Consider the following 19,071-nt stretch of genomic DNA (forward strand, 5'->3'; position numbering starts at 1 on the left):
CTTCTTTGCAAAGTTAGTTGAGGCCGTGCCCCATAGCCGTCAAGTTAAGCAGGATATTTTAAAAACCAAAAAGTTATTCGTTATCCTGACATTATAAATGGAATAATTTGGAGGGATTACGTATGGCTAAGCAATATCATTTTGACTCGTTTGTAAAGAGTGTGCACGATATTTTATCTATTTCTGAACTTCGCAATGTTGCTCGAGAATCAGGTTTTGTACAACGATTGAAGAAGATAATGCCGGAAGATTTCTTAAGTATATGTGCCTTCTTACATGAAAAAGTTGGTACGGAGGGGCTAGGACAGCTCTGTGCTTCCCTTTCTCGTGAATCAGAAATATCCATATCTAAACAAGCCTTACATCAACGATTAGACGAGAAAGGAGTGGCTTTTTTAAAACAAGTTTTTATGCAGTTAGCGGAAAAACAACAGATATTATCGTTACCATCTCCATCTGATTATCCTTTTTCTCGGATCCGTATCTTGGATGGCACATCCTTTCAAGTAAAAAAGAACAACGCGAGTTATTGGGATGGAGTGAAAATACAATTAGAATATGAGCTGTATCAAGGGAATTTTTTGCATACGTTGTTCTATGGACCAAGAGACAGTGATCACGATGCAGCTGAAGAATTGGCAGATACAATAGGAGAAGAGGACCTTATCTTGCGTGACCTCGGCTATTTCTCAGGAGATCACTTTAAAAAAATAGATCGAGCAGGAGCCTATTATATTACTCGTGTTCCTGCCAATATGACCTATTGGACATTGGATGACAAGCAACGAAGAATCCAAATAAAGCCTGAAGAAGATGCCATGCATCTAGCTCCAGGAGAGATACAGGATTATGGGTTCATTCAATTAGGTGTTAAGGGAAAAAATACATTTCATGCCCGTGTAGTCGTACAACGATTAACCGAAGAGCAACAAAAACAGAGAGATACCTATTTAAAAGAAAGAAGACGGAAAGGGGGGCATACCCAATCCGCCAACAAGAAGAATCATATCCAAATTCTTGCTACCAATATAACACAAGAAGAAATGGATGAGCAAACCTTGTATCCTATCTATTCCTTGCGTTGGCAAGTGGAGATTCTCTTTAAAACATGGAAATCGTTATTTGAAATTGATGATGTGCAGGCAATGAATACCGACCGCTTTTACTGTCATTTGTATGGGACTTTAATTCATATTCTTCTTTCTTCGATGATTGCTTTTCAGTGCCGTTACTGCCTTTACGAAAGGTATCAACTAGAAGGGAGTGAGTACAAATGTATCAACCATGCGAGAAACGCAATAGTAGAGACGAAGGGGTATTCACTCTATCACCTTTCTTCTTTGAAAGCTCTCATCGATAATATTTACCAGAACATATACCGGCATGGAAGGAAAGATCATCGTTGTCAGCATAAAAGTCCTTTTGATGTCTTAAACATTGCGTATAAAGTACATTTCCGTGCCGCGTAAGTAAAAGTGTAAAAAAGAAAAACAAGTACCCATAAAAGAATACGGATTAAACTGGAAAAATATGTTTATATTTTCATTGCACCGTACTTCTTTTTTATTAGCTTGACGGCTATGGGCCGTGCCCGCGGAAAGCGAAGTAATTAGTCGGAGCATTGCCAATAGACATCAAACATTTCAAAATAACTACTTGGCTTAACGCAGTCATTGCACTGATTTTATACTTTCTTAACTTATAAAAAACATTAATTTAATTTTTCTGTATCAATTATAATCATGTCCTCACCAACCTTTTTAATAGCACTCCAACGAATCTTTGTTTCCTCTCCTTCTTTTTTAATCCAAACCATTTATAATTTGGTATAATAAATGATTCAATTTGTCCTGTAGTTTCATTTATTTCTAAATCCGTTTGACCAAGTATTCCTAAACGTGACCCTTCATTTACATTTACAATCTCCTTACCACTTATATCTTTATAGCGCATAAAAATATCTCCTCCAATCAAGCTTTATAACATATATATGCACAAAAAAAACACCTATGTTTCCATAGGCGAACAGCTTATAGAGAATCTACCATTTATACCCAAAAGTGAAAATCGAAAATCACCTTGCTCCAACAGACACGGAACAGAAAAAGACGCTTTGCCAACTAGCTGCTATAGCTACGTATATGCCATTTCTCTGATGCTTGACAAGCAACTTCTTTCCGTTCCATTTCTCTTTTGTATAAAGTGAAACTTCAATCCGTGGGGGTTTTGTTTTATCCCACACGGATTGTTAGTACCACAAGGATATGACCTAAAGGCCTTTGAACCATCGGACATTTACTGGCAGTCGATCCCCAATTACCAAAAGTGTCTCACTTTATTGCTTGAAGTGGTGGTATTACTGCCAAGTTATATGCGGGAAAAAATAATAATACTTTTTTCTAGTGAGTTAATTCTCAGTATCTGGAGCAATTAAGGCTATAGAAGGAGACTGCTGGAATATACTATCCATCACTTGATGGATAGAAGCATGCGAAACTTCATCAATCACCTGAACCATCTCATCTAAGCTACGATGCTGCTGTAATATTAACTCATTTTTACCATTACGGCTCATTCTACTATTCGTACTTTCTAGACTTAATAACAGGCTACCTTTCAGCTGTTCTTTGCTATTTTGTAATTCTTTATCCGTTAAACCGTTTTTACTAAACGTAGCAATAGTTCCTTCAATTACTTCTGTTAATTTGTCTAACTGATCTTTCCCTGTACCAGCATATATAGTTAACAATCCATTATCGATAAAGGAGGAATGATAGGAAAAAACAGAGTATGCTAATCCCTGTTTTTCACGGACATCCTGAAACAGTCGGGAACTCATACTTCCACCTAGAACGTTATTCATAATAATTAAACTATAAATATTTTCATCATCAACTGCCAAGCCATTATATCCCATACAAAGATGCGCCTGTTCTGTATCTTTTTGTCGTATCAGCTTTTCACTTACAAATGCTGGTTTTGTAAGTAAGGATGGTGAATGGTCTGTTTGATAATTACCAAAATAACCTTCTACCGCCTCGAGATAAGATGAATCCACATTACCCGCGATCGAGATTACTACATTTTGAGGAGTATATCTTTCTTTCATATAATTTCTTAATTCATCAGGTGTAAAGGATTTTACATGATCCATCGACCCTAAGATTGGAAAACCTAGAGGATGATTTCCATACGAAGCTCTTGCTAAATAGTCGTGCACGATATCATCTGGAGTATCTTCGTACATTTTTATTTCTTCATACACAACTTTCTTTTCTTTTTCCATTTCTTCTTCATCAAATGTTGAATTAAAAAACATATCTGCAAGAATCTCTAATGCTTTATCCTTATGTGTATCTAATACTTTTGCATAAAAGCAGGTATATTCCTTAGATGTGAAAGCATTTACTTGTCCACCTATTGCATCAAATTCTTCAGCAATATCTTGAGGTGAACGGTTTATTGTACCTTTGAAGAACATATGCTCTAAAAAATGTGAAATACCATTATTCGCTATTGATTCATTTCGTGAACCTGTCAATACCCATATACCTACTGTTACAGATCTTACAGCAGGAATAGGTTCTAATACTACGCGTAAGCCATTTTTACAAGTATGTTTTTCTATCAATGCATTTCCTCCTATGTGTGTAGATAATACATACCAATGCTACCTTTTTGCATCTAAAAGCTTTTCTATTGTACTAATTTTTAAGTCTTTATCTTTTATGGAAGTTATAAGCGAATTTAATCCTCGTTCAGTAGCAGCAGTTGGATGCATTAATACTGTCGCACCTGGATGAATCTTTTCATTTACTCGATTAAGCATAACAGAAACAGAAGGGTTCTTCCAATCAATTGTGTCTACCGTCCAGAGAATGGTGTTCATATGTAATTGATGACTCACTTTCACTACTTGATCATTAAAACTTCCGCTTGGCGGTGCAAACCATTTTGGACTACTACCAATAATTGCCTTAATAATATCATTCGTTTGAACGATCTGATCAACTATGCTTTGATAATTCATTTTTGCCATATCTGGATGATTATACGCATGATTACCAATAACATGTCCTTGTTCATGGATCATTTTAACGAGATCTGCATGTTTTTTAGCCCATTTTCCTTCTATGAAAAATGTAGCCTTTACATTATGATCCTTTAACGTAGATAATATGTCTGGAATATATTCTTCCCCCCACGATACATTTATTAAGAAAGCCACCATTTTTTTCTTCGGATGACCACGATAAACTGGTGATGCTGGAAGGTCATCCAACGAAACTTCTGGAGATACTTGATCATACACCAATAAGGATTCGTCAAAAGTACCAGTTTCTTTCATTTTTTTATAAGATTTGTCAATATTTACTTTCAAACCATTTCTTCCTGGTGTTTTTTTCCAGACGTTATCAATATATGCATCTTCAGGTGATTCATTATACTTCTCAGCTTTCATTTCTATCTCCTTGTATAATGAATCCTCTGTTTTTACTGCTTCCATTATTTCAGATGTTTCTGTAATGGTAACAGGACTCTTTTGTATATCAAAAGTCAAACCGACTAAAATGATAAATACAAAGAAATGGATCATATGACGGAATCGGTGCATAGCTAAGTCCCCCTTTGCTTTCATTTATATGAAAGGAAGGGACAAGGTATGATTAATTTGCCAAACGTACCAGTTGTTTGACAGAATAATAATAGCAAAATAAAAAGAAACTGGTACGCCAGCTTCTTGTTTAAGACTCTTATGATTTTGATTTTTCAGCTGCTTCTTTACGTTCACGTTCTTCTTTTATAACAGCTTTTCTAGAAAGATTAACTCTCCCTTGATGATCAATTTCTTTTACTTTCACCATAATTTCATCACCAATGGAAACAGCATCTTCTACTTTATTTGTTCTTTCCTCTGCCAGTTCGGAAATATGCACTAAGCCATCTTTTCCTTTAAATAATTCAACAAATGCACCAAATTTTTCAATTCGTTTTACCTTACCAAGATACATTTGACCGACTTCAACTTCTCTCACTAAGTCTTCGATGATTTTTTTGGCTTTTTCGTTCATAGTTGCGTCCGTTGATGATATAAACACACTTCCATCTTGTTCGATATCTATTTTAACGCCAGTTTCATCAATGATTTGATTAATCTGCTTTCCGCTTGGTCCTATAACATCACGGATTTTATCGGGATTAATACTCATGGTAAGGATCTTTGGAGCGTATTCAGAGAGTTCATTTTTAGGCTCCCCAATTGTCGCAAGCATGGATTCAAGTATCTGCATCCGTCCTTTTTTCGCCTGGCTTAATGCTTCTTCTAAAATCTCCTGGGATAATCCGTCGATTTTAATATCCATCTGTAAGGCTGTTACCCCCTGTGCTGTCCCAGCTACCTTAAAATCCATATCTCCTAATGCATCTTCCATACCTTGAATATCAGTTAAAATAGTATAGTCTTCTCCAGATTTAACAAGTCCCATCGCTATACCAGCAACTGGTGCTTTAATTGGTACCCCTGCATCCATCATAGCTAGTGTCGAAGCACAAATGCTGGCTTGAGATGTAGATCCATTTGATTCTAAAACTTCGGAAACAAGCCGTATCGTATAAGGAAACTCCTTATCAGAAGGAACCACTTTTTCTAAAGCACGCTCACCTAACGCACCATGACCAATCTCCCTACGTCCTGGTCCTCTAATTGGTCCAGTCTCACCAACGCTGTACTGCGGAAAATTATAGTGGTGCATAAAGCGTTTAGACTCTTCCAAATCAAGTCCATCAAGAATTTGGACATCTCCTAATGCACCAAGCGTACAAACACTTAAAGCTTGTGTTTGGCCACGAGTGAACAGACCAGATCCATGTGTACGAGGTAGAACATTAATACGAGAGGATAATGGACGAATTTCATCAATCTTTCGACCATCAGGACGTATTTTCTCTTTTGTAATAAGTCGACGGACCTCTTCTTTTACTATTTTATCAAGAACCGCTTTTACTTGTTTAATTTGGTCTTTATCTTCTTCATCATAGCCTTCGATGATCGCATCTTTCACAGCACTAATTGCTTCTTCTCTTGCATGTTTTTCTTTCACTTGAATTGCTGCTAACAATTTTTCTTTCGCTTCTGCTTCCACTTTTTCAGCAATCTCATCTTTTATTTCAAATAAGATTACTTCTTGTTTAGCTAAACCAACTGCTTGTACAATCTCTTCTTGGAACGTCACCAATCGTTTTATTTCTTCGTGTCCAAACATGATTGCTTCAAGCATTACTTCTTCAGGTACTTCTTTTGCTCCAGCTTCAACCATGTTGATAGCATCCTTAGTACCAGCAACAGTGAGTTCAATATCGCTTAGTTCTTCCTGTTCAATCGTTGGATTAATAACGAATTTCCCATCCACTCGACCAACATTAACACCAGCGATTGGTTCTGCAAATGGTATATCAGAAACGCTCAATGCTATGGATGAGCCAATCATTGCTGCGATTTCTGATGGACAATCTTGATCCACACTCATGACTGTACTAATTACTTGAACCTCATTACGGAATCCATCCGGAAATAAAGGTCGGATAGGGCGATCAATTAATCGAGAAGAAAGGATTGCTTTTTCGCTTGGCCTTCCTTCACGCTTGATAAATCCTCCAGGTATCTTCCCAACTGCATACAAGCGCTCCTCATAATTTACAGTAAGCGGGAAAAAAGGTAAATCTTTTGGTTCACTTGATGCCGTTGCTACGGATAACACAGCAGTATCGCCATAGTGAATCATACATGCACCATTTGCTTGTTTTGCTAATTCTCCTATTTCGACGGTAAACTTCTTACCGGCAATTTCTGTAGAAAATAGGTGTTTGTCATCTGCCATTAGTTATAGTACTCCTTTCAATAAACATTCTACCACTCATTTTATAGTTTATAAGCATGATTGTAAATTTTATGTAGGTAAAAAAGTGGAACTTCATAAGAACGGCTCATTACCAAATGACATGCTCTTCCAATGTAGAAAAAAAAGCAGGATTTCTCCTGCTTTTTAAATCTATCGGCGTAGGCCAAGATTTTTAATTAATTCACGATAACGAGTAACGTCTTTTTTACGAAGATAGTTAAGTAAATTACGACGTTTACCAACCATTTTCAAAAGACCACGACGTGAATGATGGTCTTTTTTGTGAACACGTAAATGTTCATTTAGTGTTGTAATTTCTTCAGTAAGTACAGCAATTTGTACTTCTGGAGAACCAGTATCACTCTCATGAATTTTGTATTCATTGATAATTTCATTCTTACGTTCTTGTGTAATAGCCATCTGGCTCACCTCCTAATAATCTTTTTAGCCCCATTCCCCTAGCAATCGTCGGAGTTACGTATTGCCAAGCGATGGTTTTACGTTTTTAATCGTACACTTTTTTTCAGGAAAATGCAAGGGGATTGATCAACAATTCTTAGCGAAATAATTGCGAATTTTCACCTCATCCTCTGCGATTTTCTTAATAAGCTGTGCGGCTCCAGCAAATTTTTGTTCTTCTCGAATAAATGCATGAAATTCCACAAGAAGCTCATCACCGTAGAGATCATTGTTATAATCAAATATGTTCACTTCAAGGACAGGCTCTAGCAAATCTGGTGTAAAGGTTGGATTCACTCCAAGGCTCGCCATACCCTCATACCTTTCATTTTTATAGATTATTTTCACCGCATAGACACCGGTTTTCGGCAACAGTGCATCACGATTTGTGTCGATATTCGCTGTTGGGTAACCCAACGCTTTTCCTCTCTGTTCCCCTTTAATAACAATACCATCTACGATTAATGGTCTGCCTAAGAGTTCATTCGCCTTTTCTATCTGACCTTTTTTTAAGCATTCCCGTATTCTTGTTGAGCTAATTTTCTCATTATCTAGTTCTACTTTGCTAATCGTAGTATACGAAAATGCATCAGCCGCATGCTCTTTAATCGTTTCCATATTTCCTTTCCCTTTATGTCCATAGGAAAAATCAAACCCTGCTACAACATGCTTTATATTCAATCCCTTTATAAAATGATCTATAAAACCTTGAGGAGATAAAGAAGCTAATTCTTTATTAAATTTAATAATATAGAGTCTATCTACTCCAAGCCGCTTCAGAATTTCCTTCTTTTCACGTAATGGTGTTATGTATTTAACGTGTTGCGCATCTTTTTTTAATACAACAGAAGGGTGAGGAAAAAAAGTGATAACTGCGCTTTCCATATTTCTATTTTTTGCTTCAGATACAGCTGTTTGGATCACCCGCTGATGTCCACAATGTATTCCGTCAAAAAAACCAATGGCTGTTACGGTTTCTGGTAGCTCGTTAAAAACTAATGCATGTGGATACTCTAATTCAAATGTTCGCATATTGCTTCACCTACACTTTTATTATCTGCTAAAAACACGAATTGGCTTCATCATTTCAGGGTTGTCAGGATGGATCTGATAGACTGCCAACAATTCATCCTGATACATTACTGTAAATGGATTTGTCGTTAATTTATACGTGTACTGCAGTTTTTGACCATGGAGTACTTTCTGTTTTGTATCTCGATCGACACGTAAGCAATCAAGATGTAAAAGTCCTTGTTCGATCGGCTGCAGAAGATCGGCTTCCTTTTTATTTCTGACCGCCTCCTCTATTGTAGCAAATGTCACGGTATTTTTCTTTGAAAAAGCACCGGTTGCCTCTCTAGTTAACTCAGCCATATGTGCAGGGTAACCCAATGCTTTTCCAATATCCACACATAGAGTTCTAATGTACGTTCCTTTCGAGCAGATCACTTTGAAAGAGATTGTATCTTGCTGTTGCTCATCTTCAGAAAGTTGCATGAGCTCATAGATATATACATGTCGTATTGGTCTTTCAACTGTCTCATTAGCGCGTGCATATTCATAAAGCTTCTTACCATTTACCTTAACAGCAGAATACATGGGGGGAACTTGTTCGATTTCCCCTAGAAATGAGGGTAATACTTCTTCTATTTGTTGCACATTTGGACGATATACTACCTCTTTCTCCTCGATGACTCTTCCTGTTGCATCCTCTGTATCTGTTGCTTGTCCGAGCTTTAACTTGGCAATATACGTTTTTTTAGTATCCGTTAAAAAAGGAACAATTTTGGTTGCTTGTCCAATACAAATAGGCAGTACCCCTTCAACATCCGGATCAAGGGTACCTGTATGACCTACTTTTTTGGTATGAAATAATTTACGTATTTTAAAGACGCAATCATGAGATGTCAAGCCTTTTGGCTTCCACAATGGCAGGATTCCATCCATTTAAAAAACCTCCGTTTATTTTCTGTACATGAAGGGAAAAATCTGACCTATTTATAAATAGGTCAGATTTATTTTTGCAATCATCACTTATTCAAATCCCTAAGGATTGTTTCAATACGATTACCATATTCATAAGCCTCATCAAACTCAAACATGAGTTCAGGTGTTTTTCGTAACCGAATACGATGGCCAATTTCTGATCGAATAAAGCCCTTGGCCTTCGCTAAACCTAGTAATGTATCTTGCTTTTGCTTTTCATCCCCAAGAACAGATATAAATATTTTTGCTTGTTGTAAATCTCCAGTAACCTCAACATCCGTTACAGTAACAAAACCTACTCGAGGATCTTTGATTTTTCGAGTAAGAATTTCACCTAATTCCTTTTTCATCTGTTCGGCTACTCTATTTGCACGTAAATCAGCCAATTCAATCACCTCATGTATAACTCCTTGCAGAACAAGAGACTTTAAATTCGTTCTACTTCGGTAATAGTTCGCTCAAGTTCAGTATATGAATCAATTACGTTTATTACTCCTTGAATTATCTGTTGCGCATGCTTCTGCTCATTGGAAATAGTAACAATTCCAAGTTTCGTTCGCTGCCAAAGATCATGATAATCCAATTCAGTAACTGCAACATTATAGTCATTTTTTAATTTTGCAATTAAACGCTTAATGACAGAACGTTTCTGCTTTAACGAATTCCCTTCATACATCATGCACTCAACTTCAGCATAAATGATCATGTACGCTCAATTTCCTCCATTACAAATGCTTCAATAATATCGCCTTCTTTAATATCATTAAAGTTTTTAATCGTTACACCACACTCATAATTCTGTGCCACTTCCTTCACGTCATCTTTAAAGCGTTTTAGGGCAGCTATTTCACCTTCAAATAATACTACTCCATTACGAATTAAGCGTACTCCAGCATCTCTTGTAATCTTACCATCAGTTACATAGCTTCCAGCAATGGTACCAATTTTAGATACCTTGAATGTTTCTCTTACTTCCGCTTGACCAATAACCTTTTCTTCAAACTCAGGATCAAGCAGCCCTTTCATTGCTGCCTCTACTTCTTCAATTGCTTTATAAATGACACGATGTAAACGAACATCTACTTTTTCTGACTCAGCAGCTTTTTTCGCATTCGCATCTGGACGAACATTAAAGCCAATTACGATAGCATTAGATGCTGCTGCTAGGATAATATCAGACTCAGTAATGGCACCAACACCGGTATGAATAATTTTAATATTTACTCCCTCTACTTCAATTTTTCGTAACGAAGAGGCAAGTGCTTCCGCAGAACCCTGTACATCTGCTTTAATAATAATGTTTATTTCCTTCATATCTCCTTGTTTGATTTGTTCAAACAAGTCATCTAGACTAACCTTCGTTTGTTCACCACGATTTTCTTGTATTTGCTTTTGCTGACGTGCTTCACCAATTTGACGAGCTTTTTTCTCATCTTTAAATACAAGAAATTGATCACCAGCTTGCGGAACATCATTCAAACCAGTTATTTCTACAGGTGTAGACGGTCCAGCATTGTTAACTCGCTTACCTAGATCGTTAACCATTGCACGTACTCGTCCATGTGTATTACCTACAACAATCGAATCACTAACATGCAATGTACCATTCTGGACTAATAATGTAGCAACAGAACCTCGTCCTTTATCAAGCTGTGCATCAATCACAGTACCAAATGCTGTTGTATGTGGATTTGCCTTTAGTTCTTCTACTTCTGATACGAGAACGATCATTTCGAGTAGTTCGTCAATACCTTCACCTTTTATAGCTGAAAGATTAACAAAGATCGTATCTCCGCCCCAATCTTCAGGAATTAATTCATATTCTGTGAGCTCCTGCATAACCCGATCTGGGTTTGCGCCTTCTTTATCCATCTTATTAACTGCTACTATAATTGGAACTTCTGCAGCTTTTGCATGGTTAATTGCTTCAACAGTCTGTGGCATAACTCCATCATCAGCAGCAACTACTAAGATGGCTACGTCCGTTACTTGAGCACCTCTTGAACGCATACTTGTGAAAGCGGCATGACCAGGAGTATCGAGAAATGTAATTTTCTTGCCATCGTTTTCAACCTGATACGCACCAATATGCTGTGTGATCCCACCTGCTTCCCCGGCAGTCACTTTCGTATGGCGGATAGAATCTAATAACGTCGTTTTCCCATGGTCCACATGCCCCATTATCGTTACAACAGCTGGTCTTTCAATTAAATCCTCTTGCTTATCTTCCTCAATATACTTATCGAAATCCGTATCCTCAAGGATAATTTCCTTTTCAACTTCTACATCGAATTCAGCGCAGATTAATTCAATAGTATCATCATCTAAATCTTGGTTTTTCGTTGCCATTACGCCAAGGAACATTAGCTTTTTAATAATTTCTGACGCTTCTTTATTTAATTTCTCGGCCAATTCACTTACCGTTAGCTTATTATGATAGGTAATGTGTTTAGGTGTCTCCTTTTTAACTGGTTGTGAATTCCCAACGGGCTTATTTCCTTTACCCTTTTTACCTTTTTTACCTTGAAATTTTTGCTGTTTATTTGGTTTGTTATTATTCTGATGGTTCTTTTTGTTTTGTTGTGGAGAATTATGATTGGATTTCCCTTTGTTCTCCTTCTTACCTTTATGTTCCGTTTTATCGCTACGTTGTTCCGCTGACTTGTCGGATTTCATTGAAGCCTGTGATTTATTATCTGACTTAAAATGATTATCTAGTTTCGCTATAACATCTGAAGAAATAGTAGACATATGGTTACTAACCTCTACATTAATCCCTTTCAAAAATGTCACTACATCCTTACTTGATGTATTATTTTGTTTTGCATATTCATATACACGCATTTTACTCATACGTTCACCCCCGAATTTATTACCCGAGTAACGATTTGAACTTCGCAGCAAACCCTGCATCTATAATTGCAATGGCTACTCTTTGGGCTTTGCCAATAGCTTTCGATATCGTATCTCTGTCGTCCACTATGACATATGGAATTTCATAGGTTTTACATTTATCCGTTAATTTTTTTCGTGTTTGCGGACCTATATCGTTCGCTAACAATACTAGTGTTGCCCGATTGGATCGAATTTCTTTAAGTATTGCATCTTCACCAAGTACACACTTACCTGCTCGATGAGCAAGACCTAACAAATTTAAATAATTACTTTTCATGATTCTTACCTGTTATCAGCGCTTTAAGTTCTTCAAATATGCTAGCATCGATGTCAGCATTTAAATGGCGACTAAGGACACTTGATTTTTCTGCCTTTGCAATAACATCCAAATCCTTTGATACATATGCGCCTCTTCCATTTTTTTTACCAGTGGGGTCTACAAACACTTCCCCTTCCTTATTACGCACAACTCGAATTAAATCTTTTTTTGGCATCATTTCATTTGTTACTACACATTTACGTGTAGGTATCTTTCTTTGTTTTGTCATTTAATGATCCCCCTTATTCAAACAAGCTTTCCTCATTGTCGGAATAAGTCTCATCCGCTTCATCCAATAAGCCTTCATCACGTGCTTCGGACTCACTTTTAATATCAATTTTCCATCCAGTGAGCTTAGCAGCAAGTCTCGCATTTTGACCACGCTTGCCAATAGCTAATGATAATTGATAGTCAGGAACAATGACAGTTGTCGCTTTTTCCTCTTCATTCACTAATACTTCAACAACTTTAGATGGGCTTAACGCATTTGAAACATATACTGTTGGATCTTCAGACCATTCTACTACATCAATTTTTTCTCCTTTTAATTCGTTTACAATTGCTTGCACACGCTGGCCTTTTTGTCCAACACATGAACCTACCGGATCAATTTCTGGATCTGGCGCGTAAACAGATATTTTAGAGCGGTCTCCTGCTTCCCTAGCAACGGACTTGATTTCGACAATGCCGTCATAGATTTCTGGAACTTCCATTTCAAATAATCGTTTTAATAACCCTGGATGTGATCTTGAAATATAGATTTGTGGGCCTTTGCTTGTATTTTCAACCTTTGTCACAAAAACCTTGATTCGGTCATGAATATAATATTCCTCCGTTGGCATTTGTTCAGCCTCAGCAAGTTTAGCTTCTATTTTTCCAAGGTTCACATAAACGAAGCGTGCGTCCTTTCGTTGAATAATTCCCGTCATTACATCTTCTTCACGGTCTGAATACTCTGAGAAAATCACACCTCGCTCTGCCTCGCGAACACGTTGTGTTACGACCTGTTTGGCGGCTTGGGCAGCAATCCTTCCGAAGTCTTTTGGTGTTACTTCTACCTCTACGACATCGTCAACCTGATAATTAGGATTAATTTTCTTTGCCTCTTCTAATGATAACTCTTGCTGTGTATCTTCTACTTCATCGACAACCGTTTTTCTAGAGAAAACGCCCATTTTCCCAGTTTCTTCATTTAGTTCCACACGTACGTTTGTAGCTGATTTAAAGTTTTTCTTATATGCAGAAATCAAAGCAGCTTCTAACGCTTCCAATAGAATGTCCTTATCAATACCTTTTTCTTTTGCTAAATAATCAATTGCATCAAACAATTGCGTGCTCACTTTTCTTTTCCCCCTTTAGAACGTTACAGCAAGTCTAGCCTTTGCTATTTTACTATACGGTATTTCTACTGTTAATTTGCGTGTTTTCACCTTATATTCTATCGTTAGCACATCATCTACAAAACGCTTGAGAACTCCTTCATATGACTTCTCGCCATCTACGGGCTCATATAGCTTTACATAAATATTGCTATTTATATGTTTCTCGAAGTCCTCTTTTGATTTTAATGGACGTTCTACTCCTGGAGATGATACTTCCAAAAAGTAAGCTTCCGATATTGGATCGGTTTCATCTAACTTTTCACTCAACTCTTCAGACACTTCTCCACATTCTGAAATATCTACTCCGCCATTTTTATCAATATAAACTCGAAGGAAACGATTTTTTCCTTCTTTCACATACTCAATATCGACAAGCTCTAAGTTCTTTTTCTCTAGAATAGGTAGAACTAGCTCTTCCGTTGTCTTAATTACTTGAGAACTCAATACATATCCTCCTTTATGCTGTTGTTTACTTACTAGTATGAACAAATCATTCCTATTTCATTTGAGTGAACTGCCTCCATCAATATAAAACCCCTGCCGTAAGGAGTGGCAAGGGAAGTCATTGAGCAAAGTAGAGGTATGAAGAAAGAGTGGGCTGTCACCCACTCTTTAAAAACGTTCGTATCATTACTTACCAAAATAAGTATATCATATGGATAAATACGACGCAAGTTTACGTGCATGTAGGAATAGTATATCCATTACAACCCCCAAATAAACTTAAAATGGAGAAGCTCAGCCAACAGAATTACACTAGAATAGTGATAATTGGTTTTTCTCAGCCATTCCTTCTAAACAGCCGTGATTATCCAAATACTCCAAAACTGTTTTTGAAATTTTGCTACGTTCTCTTAAATCTTCTTTTGACAAAAATTCTCCTTCTTCTCTAGCCTTTACAATATTTATTGCAGCATTAGTACCCAATCCATCCACAGCATTAAATGGAGGAATGAGCGCATCACCATCTACAATAAATTCAGAAGCACTCGATTTATATAAATCCACTTTTTTGAATGAAAAGCCTCTTTCGCACATTTCTAATGACAATTCGAGTACGGTTAGTAAATTCTTTTCTTTAGGCGAAGCATCATTTCCTTTTGCTGTGATCGTCTCAATACGATTACGTATCGCATTAGAGCCTTTGATCATTGTGTCCAATTCAAAGTCATCTGCACGCACCGTGAAGTAAGCGGCATAAAAGAAAATCGGATGATGAACTTTAAAATATGCGATTCGCACTGCCATTAACACATATGCAGCAGCATGTGCTTTAGGGAACATATATTTAATTTTTTTGCATGATTCAATATACCAGTCTGGTACATCATGTTTTTTCATTTCAGCAATCCAATCATCTTGAAGCCCCTTACCTTTACGAACAAATTCCATGATCTTAAACGCTAGCGAAGCATCAAGTCCTTTATGCATTAAATACACCATAATATCATCGCGGCAACCAATTACATCAGGTAACTTACAAATACCATCATTAATCAATTCTTGAGCATTTCCTAGCCATACATCTGTACCGTGAGACAGTCCCGATATAATTACCAATTCTGCAAACGTATTAGGCTTCGTATCTTCTAGCATTTGCCGAACAAACTTTGTTCCAAATTCTGGAACTCCTAATGTGCCCGTCTTACAATTAATTTGTTCTGCGTTAACCCCAAGTGCTTCTGGTCCTGAAAATATAGTCATCACATCAGGATCATCCGTTGGTATTGTTTTCGGATCAATTCCGCTAAGATCTTGAAGCATTCTAATTACTGTCGGATCATCGTGTCCGAGAATATCTAACTTTAATAAATTATCATGGATAGAGTGAAAGTCAAAATGTGTCGTTCGCCATTCACTATTCCGATCATCTGCTGGAAATTGAATTGGAGTGAAATCAAATATTTCTTTATCATCTGGCACAACAATGATACCACCTGGGTGTTGCCCAGTTGTACGCTTCACTCCTGTACATCCTTGCACTAATCGATCTACTTCCGCATTTTTATAAACAAGTTGTTTATCAGATGCAAAACCTTTCACATACCCATAAGCAGTTTTTTCTGCAATCGTACCAATTGTCCCAGCTCGATAAACATTATCTACTCCGAACAGCTCTTTTGTAAAATTGTGAGCACGGGGCTGATAATCACCTGAGAAGTTTAAATCAATATCTGGAACCTTATCTCCTTTAAATCCTAAGAACGTTTCAAATGGTATGTCTTGACCATCCTTCGTTAATGGCTTATCACAATTTGGACATGTTTTATCAGGTAAGTCAAAACCACTACCTACAGAACCATCCGTTATGAATTCATTATAATGGCAAGCTTCACATACATAATGTGGAGGTAAAGGATTGACTTCAGTTATTTCTGTCATTGTAGCCACAAAGGAAGAACCAACAGAACCACGTGATCCAACTAAATAACCATCATCTAACGATTTCTTAACCAGTTTATGAGAAATCAAATAGATAACTGCAAAACCGTGACCAATAATGCTTTCCAATTCCTTTTCCAAACGATTGGTTACAATCTCTGGAACTGGATCACCGTAAATTTTTTTCGCACGCGTGTAACACAAATCTCTCATTTCTTGATCAGCGCCTTCAATCGTTGGTGTGAATAATCCATCCTTTACTGGGGAAATGTCTTCTATCTCCTCAGCAATCATAGCCGAATTAGTAACTACAATTTCCTTCGCTTTCGCTTCTCCTAAAAAGTGAAAAGCTTTCAGCATCTCATTTGTTGTACGGAATGGTGTTTTAGGTAATGTTACTCGATTTAATGGATTTCCTGCTTGTGAAGCAACTAAAATTTGGCGATATACCTGATCATGATCATGAAGATAATGGACATTTCCAGTTGCAACTACTCGCTTTCCGATTCTGTCGCCTAACTTTACTAGTTTCTTTAAAATATCTAAGATCTGTGCTTCGTTTTGCACAAGGTCCTTCTCGATTAAATGGGTGTAATTAGCAGGTGGCTGCACTTCTATATAATCATAAAATTCCGCTACACTTTCCGCCTCTTCTTCGGACTTCTGCATGATTGTTTCAAATACTTCACCTTGATCACATGCTGAACCAATTAATATACCTTCCCGATACTTTTGTAATAAAGATCTAGGAATTCGAGGAACTCGATAGAAATAATCAATGTGTGCATGAGATACTAATTTATATATATTCTTTAAACCCTCTTGAGTCTTCGCAAGTAAAATACAGTGAAAAGGACGTGATCGTTGATATGCATTTCCTTCACCCATGTGATTATTTAATTGATTATGATTCGTAATTTCTTTTTTTAGTAATGCTTGCACTAACTTCCATAACAAATAACCTGTTGCCTCTGCATCATAAATAGCTCGGTGATGTTGAGTAAGCTCAATATCCAGATGTTTACATAACGTATTTAAACGATGATTTTTCAATTGTGGGAATAAAAATCTAGCAAGCTCTAATGTATCAATGACAGCATTATTCGCTTTGTTATAATTTATTTTCTTAAATCCTTGGTTTAAGAATCCCATATCAAAACTAGCATTGTGAGCTACTAATATATCGTTCCCCATCCAGCTATGAAAATCTTTTAATACATCTTCCACCTCAGGTGCATCTTGTACCATCTCATCCGTAATTCCTGTTAAATCTGTAGTTGTCTGAGACAAGGGATGATGTGGATTAGCAAAAGATTCAAATCGATCAACGATCTCACCTTGATGAATTTTCACAGCAGCTAATTCAATGATTGTATCATATACTGCCGAAAGACCCGTTGTTTCCACGTCGAATACAATGTATGTGCCTGTCTCTAAGTCAAGATTCTTTTCATTATAGGCAATTGGCACGCCATCATCTACTAAATTTGCTTCAACACCATATAACACTTTAATTCCATTCTTTTGGCCTGCTGCATACGCATCTGGAAAGCCTTGTACACCTGCATGATCTGTAATAGCAACTGCTTTATGACCCCATTTTGCAGCTTGTCCAATCAAATTTGCTGGCGATACGACTGCATCCATCTGGCTCATTGTTGTATGAGCATGTAATTCCACTCTTTTTTCTTCATCCGGCGCATCATCCATACGAGGTGCTACTTTCACTTCCTGAATATCATTAGCCATCATGGCCAATTCATTCGTATACATGTCCGTTTGTATACTCCCTCTCGCCTTAATCCACATCCCCTTTTTAGCTGCTTCAAATTTCTCTGCATCCTCATCGCCTTTGGAAAACATTTTGATTTGAAGAGAATCGGAATAGTCGGTGGCCTTGATTATCAGCAAGCTTCTACCAGAACGTAGCTTACGTATTTCGGATGAAAATATATAGCCCTGAACGGTTATTCGCCGTTCCTCTTCTTGGATTTCTTCCATTCTTATCGGTTCATCCTGAATTTTATATCCAAGCATAAGTGGCTTATTATCATTTTGTCCGTTGTTCTGATCCCGCTTTTCTTTTTCTTGTACGGTTTTTAGTACTAGCTGTTGATCCTCTAAAGCTTTTTGTTCCTTAAATTTCTGAAAATCAGCTTCCTCCGTCTTTACTTCCATTTGCATTGCATACAACGGTAGCCCAGTTTTTTGGCAATAACTTTTAAAGGTTGTTTCAAGTCGTTTTTTCAGTGCAGTAGCTTCAGCTTCATTCCTAGCTGTTAAAATGATGTTATTATTTTGAATTTGAGGAATTTGATTTTGCACCATTTCTTTATATGCTGGAGACAAATTTGTAAGTGACTGTATAAAGTGCTTCCAATATTTTACTGTCGTATCCGTATCACAAGATTTTTCATTCGTAACAATAGAAATGTCTACCTCTGCAATTTGTTGGAAGCTGTTACGCAGTTTACTTTCAAACACTTGGTATACTTCCCACGGTAGCACTTGTTCTGTATTAATATGAAAATGCCATGTTTTAGACTGTTTATACACTTCCAATTTATCTAAATAGCTATTCTCAAAATATGGGAGATGCTCCTGAGTAATATCCAATTGTTTTAAAAGTACATCCATCTTTTCTTTTTTAGAGATATTCATTTTCATCCTCCTACCCCTCACCCTTACTAGAAAGAATAACCTTCAGGAAGGGATCATTCATCTCATACATTAATTATAGTGAACCATC

General features: G+C 37.0%; 15 protein-coding genes and 1 pseudogene. 1 reads left to right on the forward strand and 15 read right to left on the reverse strand.

Features of this window, described 5'->3' with window-relative positions; translation table 11 throughout:
- Positions 1-122 precede the first annotated feature (122 nt).
- On the forward strand, positions 123-1,469 hold the full coding sequence (locus D9782_RS16385; protein WP_121604372.1) for an IS4 family transposase: 1,347 nt from the start codon (positions 123-125) through the stop codon (positions 1,467-1,469).
- Between the two features lie 242 nt (positions 1,470-1,711).
- On the opposite strand, the pseudogene D9782_RS16390 reads toward D9782_RS16385, so the two are convergent.
- The 15 genes and pseudogenes from D9782_RS16390 to D9782_RS16460 form a co-directional block, all read right to left on the reverse strand.
- Positions 1,712-1,953, reverse strand: a pseudogene (locus tag D9782_RS16390) (YlmC/YmxH family sporulation protein).
- A 454-nt stretch (positions 1,954-2,407) separates the two neighbouring features.
- Entirely contained in the window at positions 2,408-3,631 is a 1,224-nt protein-coding gene (locus tag D9782_RS16395; protein ID WP_026680941.1) for a M16 family metallopeptidase, read from the reverse strand.
- Positions 3,632-3,670: 39 nt separating this feature from the next.
- Positions 3,671-4,615 (reverse strand): polysaccharide deacetylase family protein, encoded by a 945-nt coding sequence (locus D9782_RS16400; RefSeq protein WP_026680940.1) that lies wholly within the window; start codon positions 4,613-4,615, stop codon positions 3,671-3,673.
- A gap of 139 nt (positions 4,616-4,754) precedes the next feature.
- Positions 4,755-6,878, reverse strand: coding sequence for a polyribonucleotide nucleotidyltransferase (gene pnp / locus D9782_RS16405; RefSeq protein WP_026680939.1), 2,124 nt, complete (start codon positions 6,876-6,878; stop codon positions 4,755-4,757).
- A 171-nt stretch (positions 6,879-7,049) separates the two neighbouring features.
- A complete protein-coding gene (gene rpsO, locus D9782_RS16410; RefSeq protein ID WP_026680938.1) occupies positions 7,050-7,319 on the reverse strand; it encodes a 30S ribosomal protein S15 in 270 nt (89 codons plus the stop codon).
- Positions 7,320-7,445: 126 nt separating this feature from the next.
- Entirely contained in the window at positions 7,446-8,390 is a 945-nt protein-coding gene (locus D9782_RS16415; RefSeq protein ID WP_026680937.1) for a bifunctional riboflavin kinase/FAD synthetase, read from the reverse strand.
- A gap of 21 nt (positions 8,391-8,411) precedes the next feature.
- The gene (truB, locus tag D9782_RS16420; RefSeq protein WP_121605214.1) at positions 8,412-9,305 is read right to left on the reverse strand and encodes a tRNA pseudouridine(55) synthase TruB; all 894 of its coding nucleotides are present in this window, start codon (positions 9,303-9,305) and stop codon (positions 8,412-8,414) included.
- Positions 9,306-9,388: 83 nt separating this feature from the next.
- Positions 9,389-9,730, reverse strand: coding sequence for a 30S ribosome-binding factor RbfA (gene rbfA, locus D9782_RS16425; RefSeq protein ID WP_026680935.1), 342 nt, complete (start codon positions 9,728-9,730; stop codon positions 9,389-9,391).
- 41 nt (positions 9,731-9,771) lie between these two features.
- Positions 9,772-10,050, reverse strand: a complete 279-nt coding sequence (locus tag D9782_RS16430; RefSeq protein WP_121605215.1) for a DUF503 domain-containing protein — start codon at positions 10,048-10,050, stop codon at positions 9,772-9,774.
- Positions 10,047-12,197 (reverse strand): translation initiation factor IF-2, encoded by a 2,151-nt coding sequence (infB, locus tag D9782_RS16435; protein WP_026680933.1) that lies wholly within the window; start codon positions 12,195-12,197, stop codon positions 10,047-10,049. Before infB ends, D9782_RS16430 begins: the two co-directional genes overlap by 4 nt.
- Positions 12,198-12,216: 19 nt before the next feature.
- A complete protein-coding gene (locus tag D9782_RS16440; protein ID WP_121605216.1) occupies positions 12,217-12,516 on the reverse strand; it encodes a YlxQ family RNA-binding protein in 300 nt (99 codons plus the stop codon).
- Complete coding sequence (rnpM, locus tag D9782_RS16445; protein WP_026680931.1) at positions 12,506-12,787, reverse strand: RNase P modulator RnpM; 282 nt, start codon at positions 12,785-12,787, stop codon at positions 12,506-12,508. The genes D9782_RS16440 and rnpM overlap by 11 nt, the downstream gene beginning before the upstream one ends.
- Positions 12,788-12,800: 13 nt before the next feature.
- Positions 12,801-13,898 (reverse strand): transcription termination factor NusA, encoded by a 1,098-nt coding sequence (gene nusA / locus D9782_RS16450; RefSeq protein ID WP_026680930.1) that lies wholly within the window; start codon positions 13,896-13,898, stop codon positions 12,801-12,803.
- Positions 13,899-13,913: 15 nt separating this feature from the next.
- Positions 13,914-14,384: a ribosome maturation factor RimP gene (rimP, locus tag D9782_RS16455; protein WP_026680929.1), complete on the reverse strand. Its 471-nt coding sequence runs from the start codon at positions 14,382-14,384 to the stop codon at positions 13,914-13,916.
- Positions 14,385-14,696: 312 nt separating this feature from the next.
- On the reverse strand, positions 14,697-18,983 hold the full coding sequence (locus tag D9782_RS16460; protein ID WP_121605217.1) for a PolC-type DNA polymerase III: 4,287 nt from the start codon (positions 18,981-18,983) through the stop codon (positions 14,697-14,699).
- Positions 18,984-19,071 lie beyond the last annotated feature (88 nt).

The organism is Virgibacillus sp. Bac332 (genome assembly GCF_003667785.1).
Lineage (GTDB): Bacteria > Bacillota > Bacilli > Bacillales > Amphibacillaceae > Virgibacillus > Virgibacillus salarius.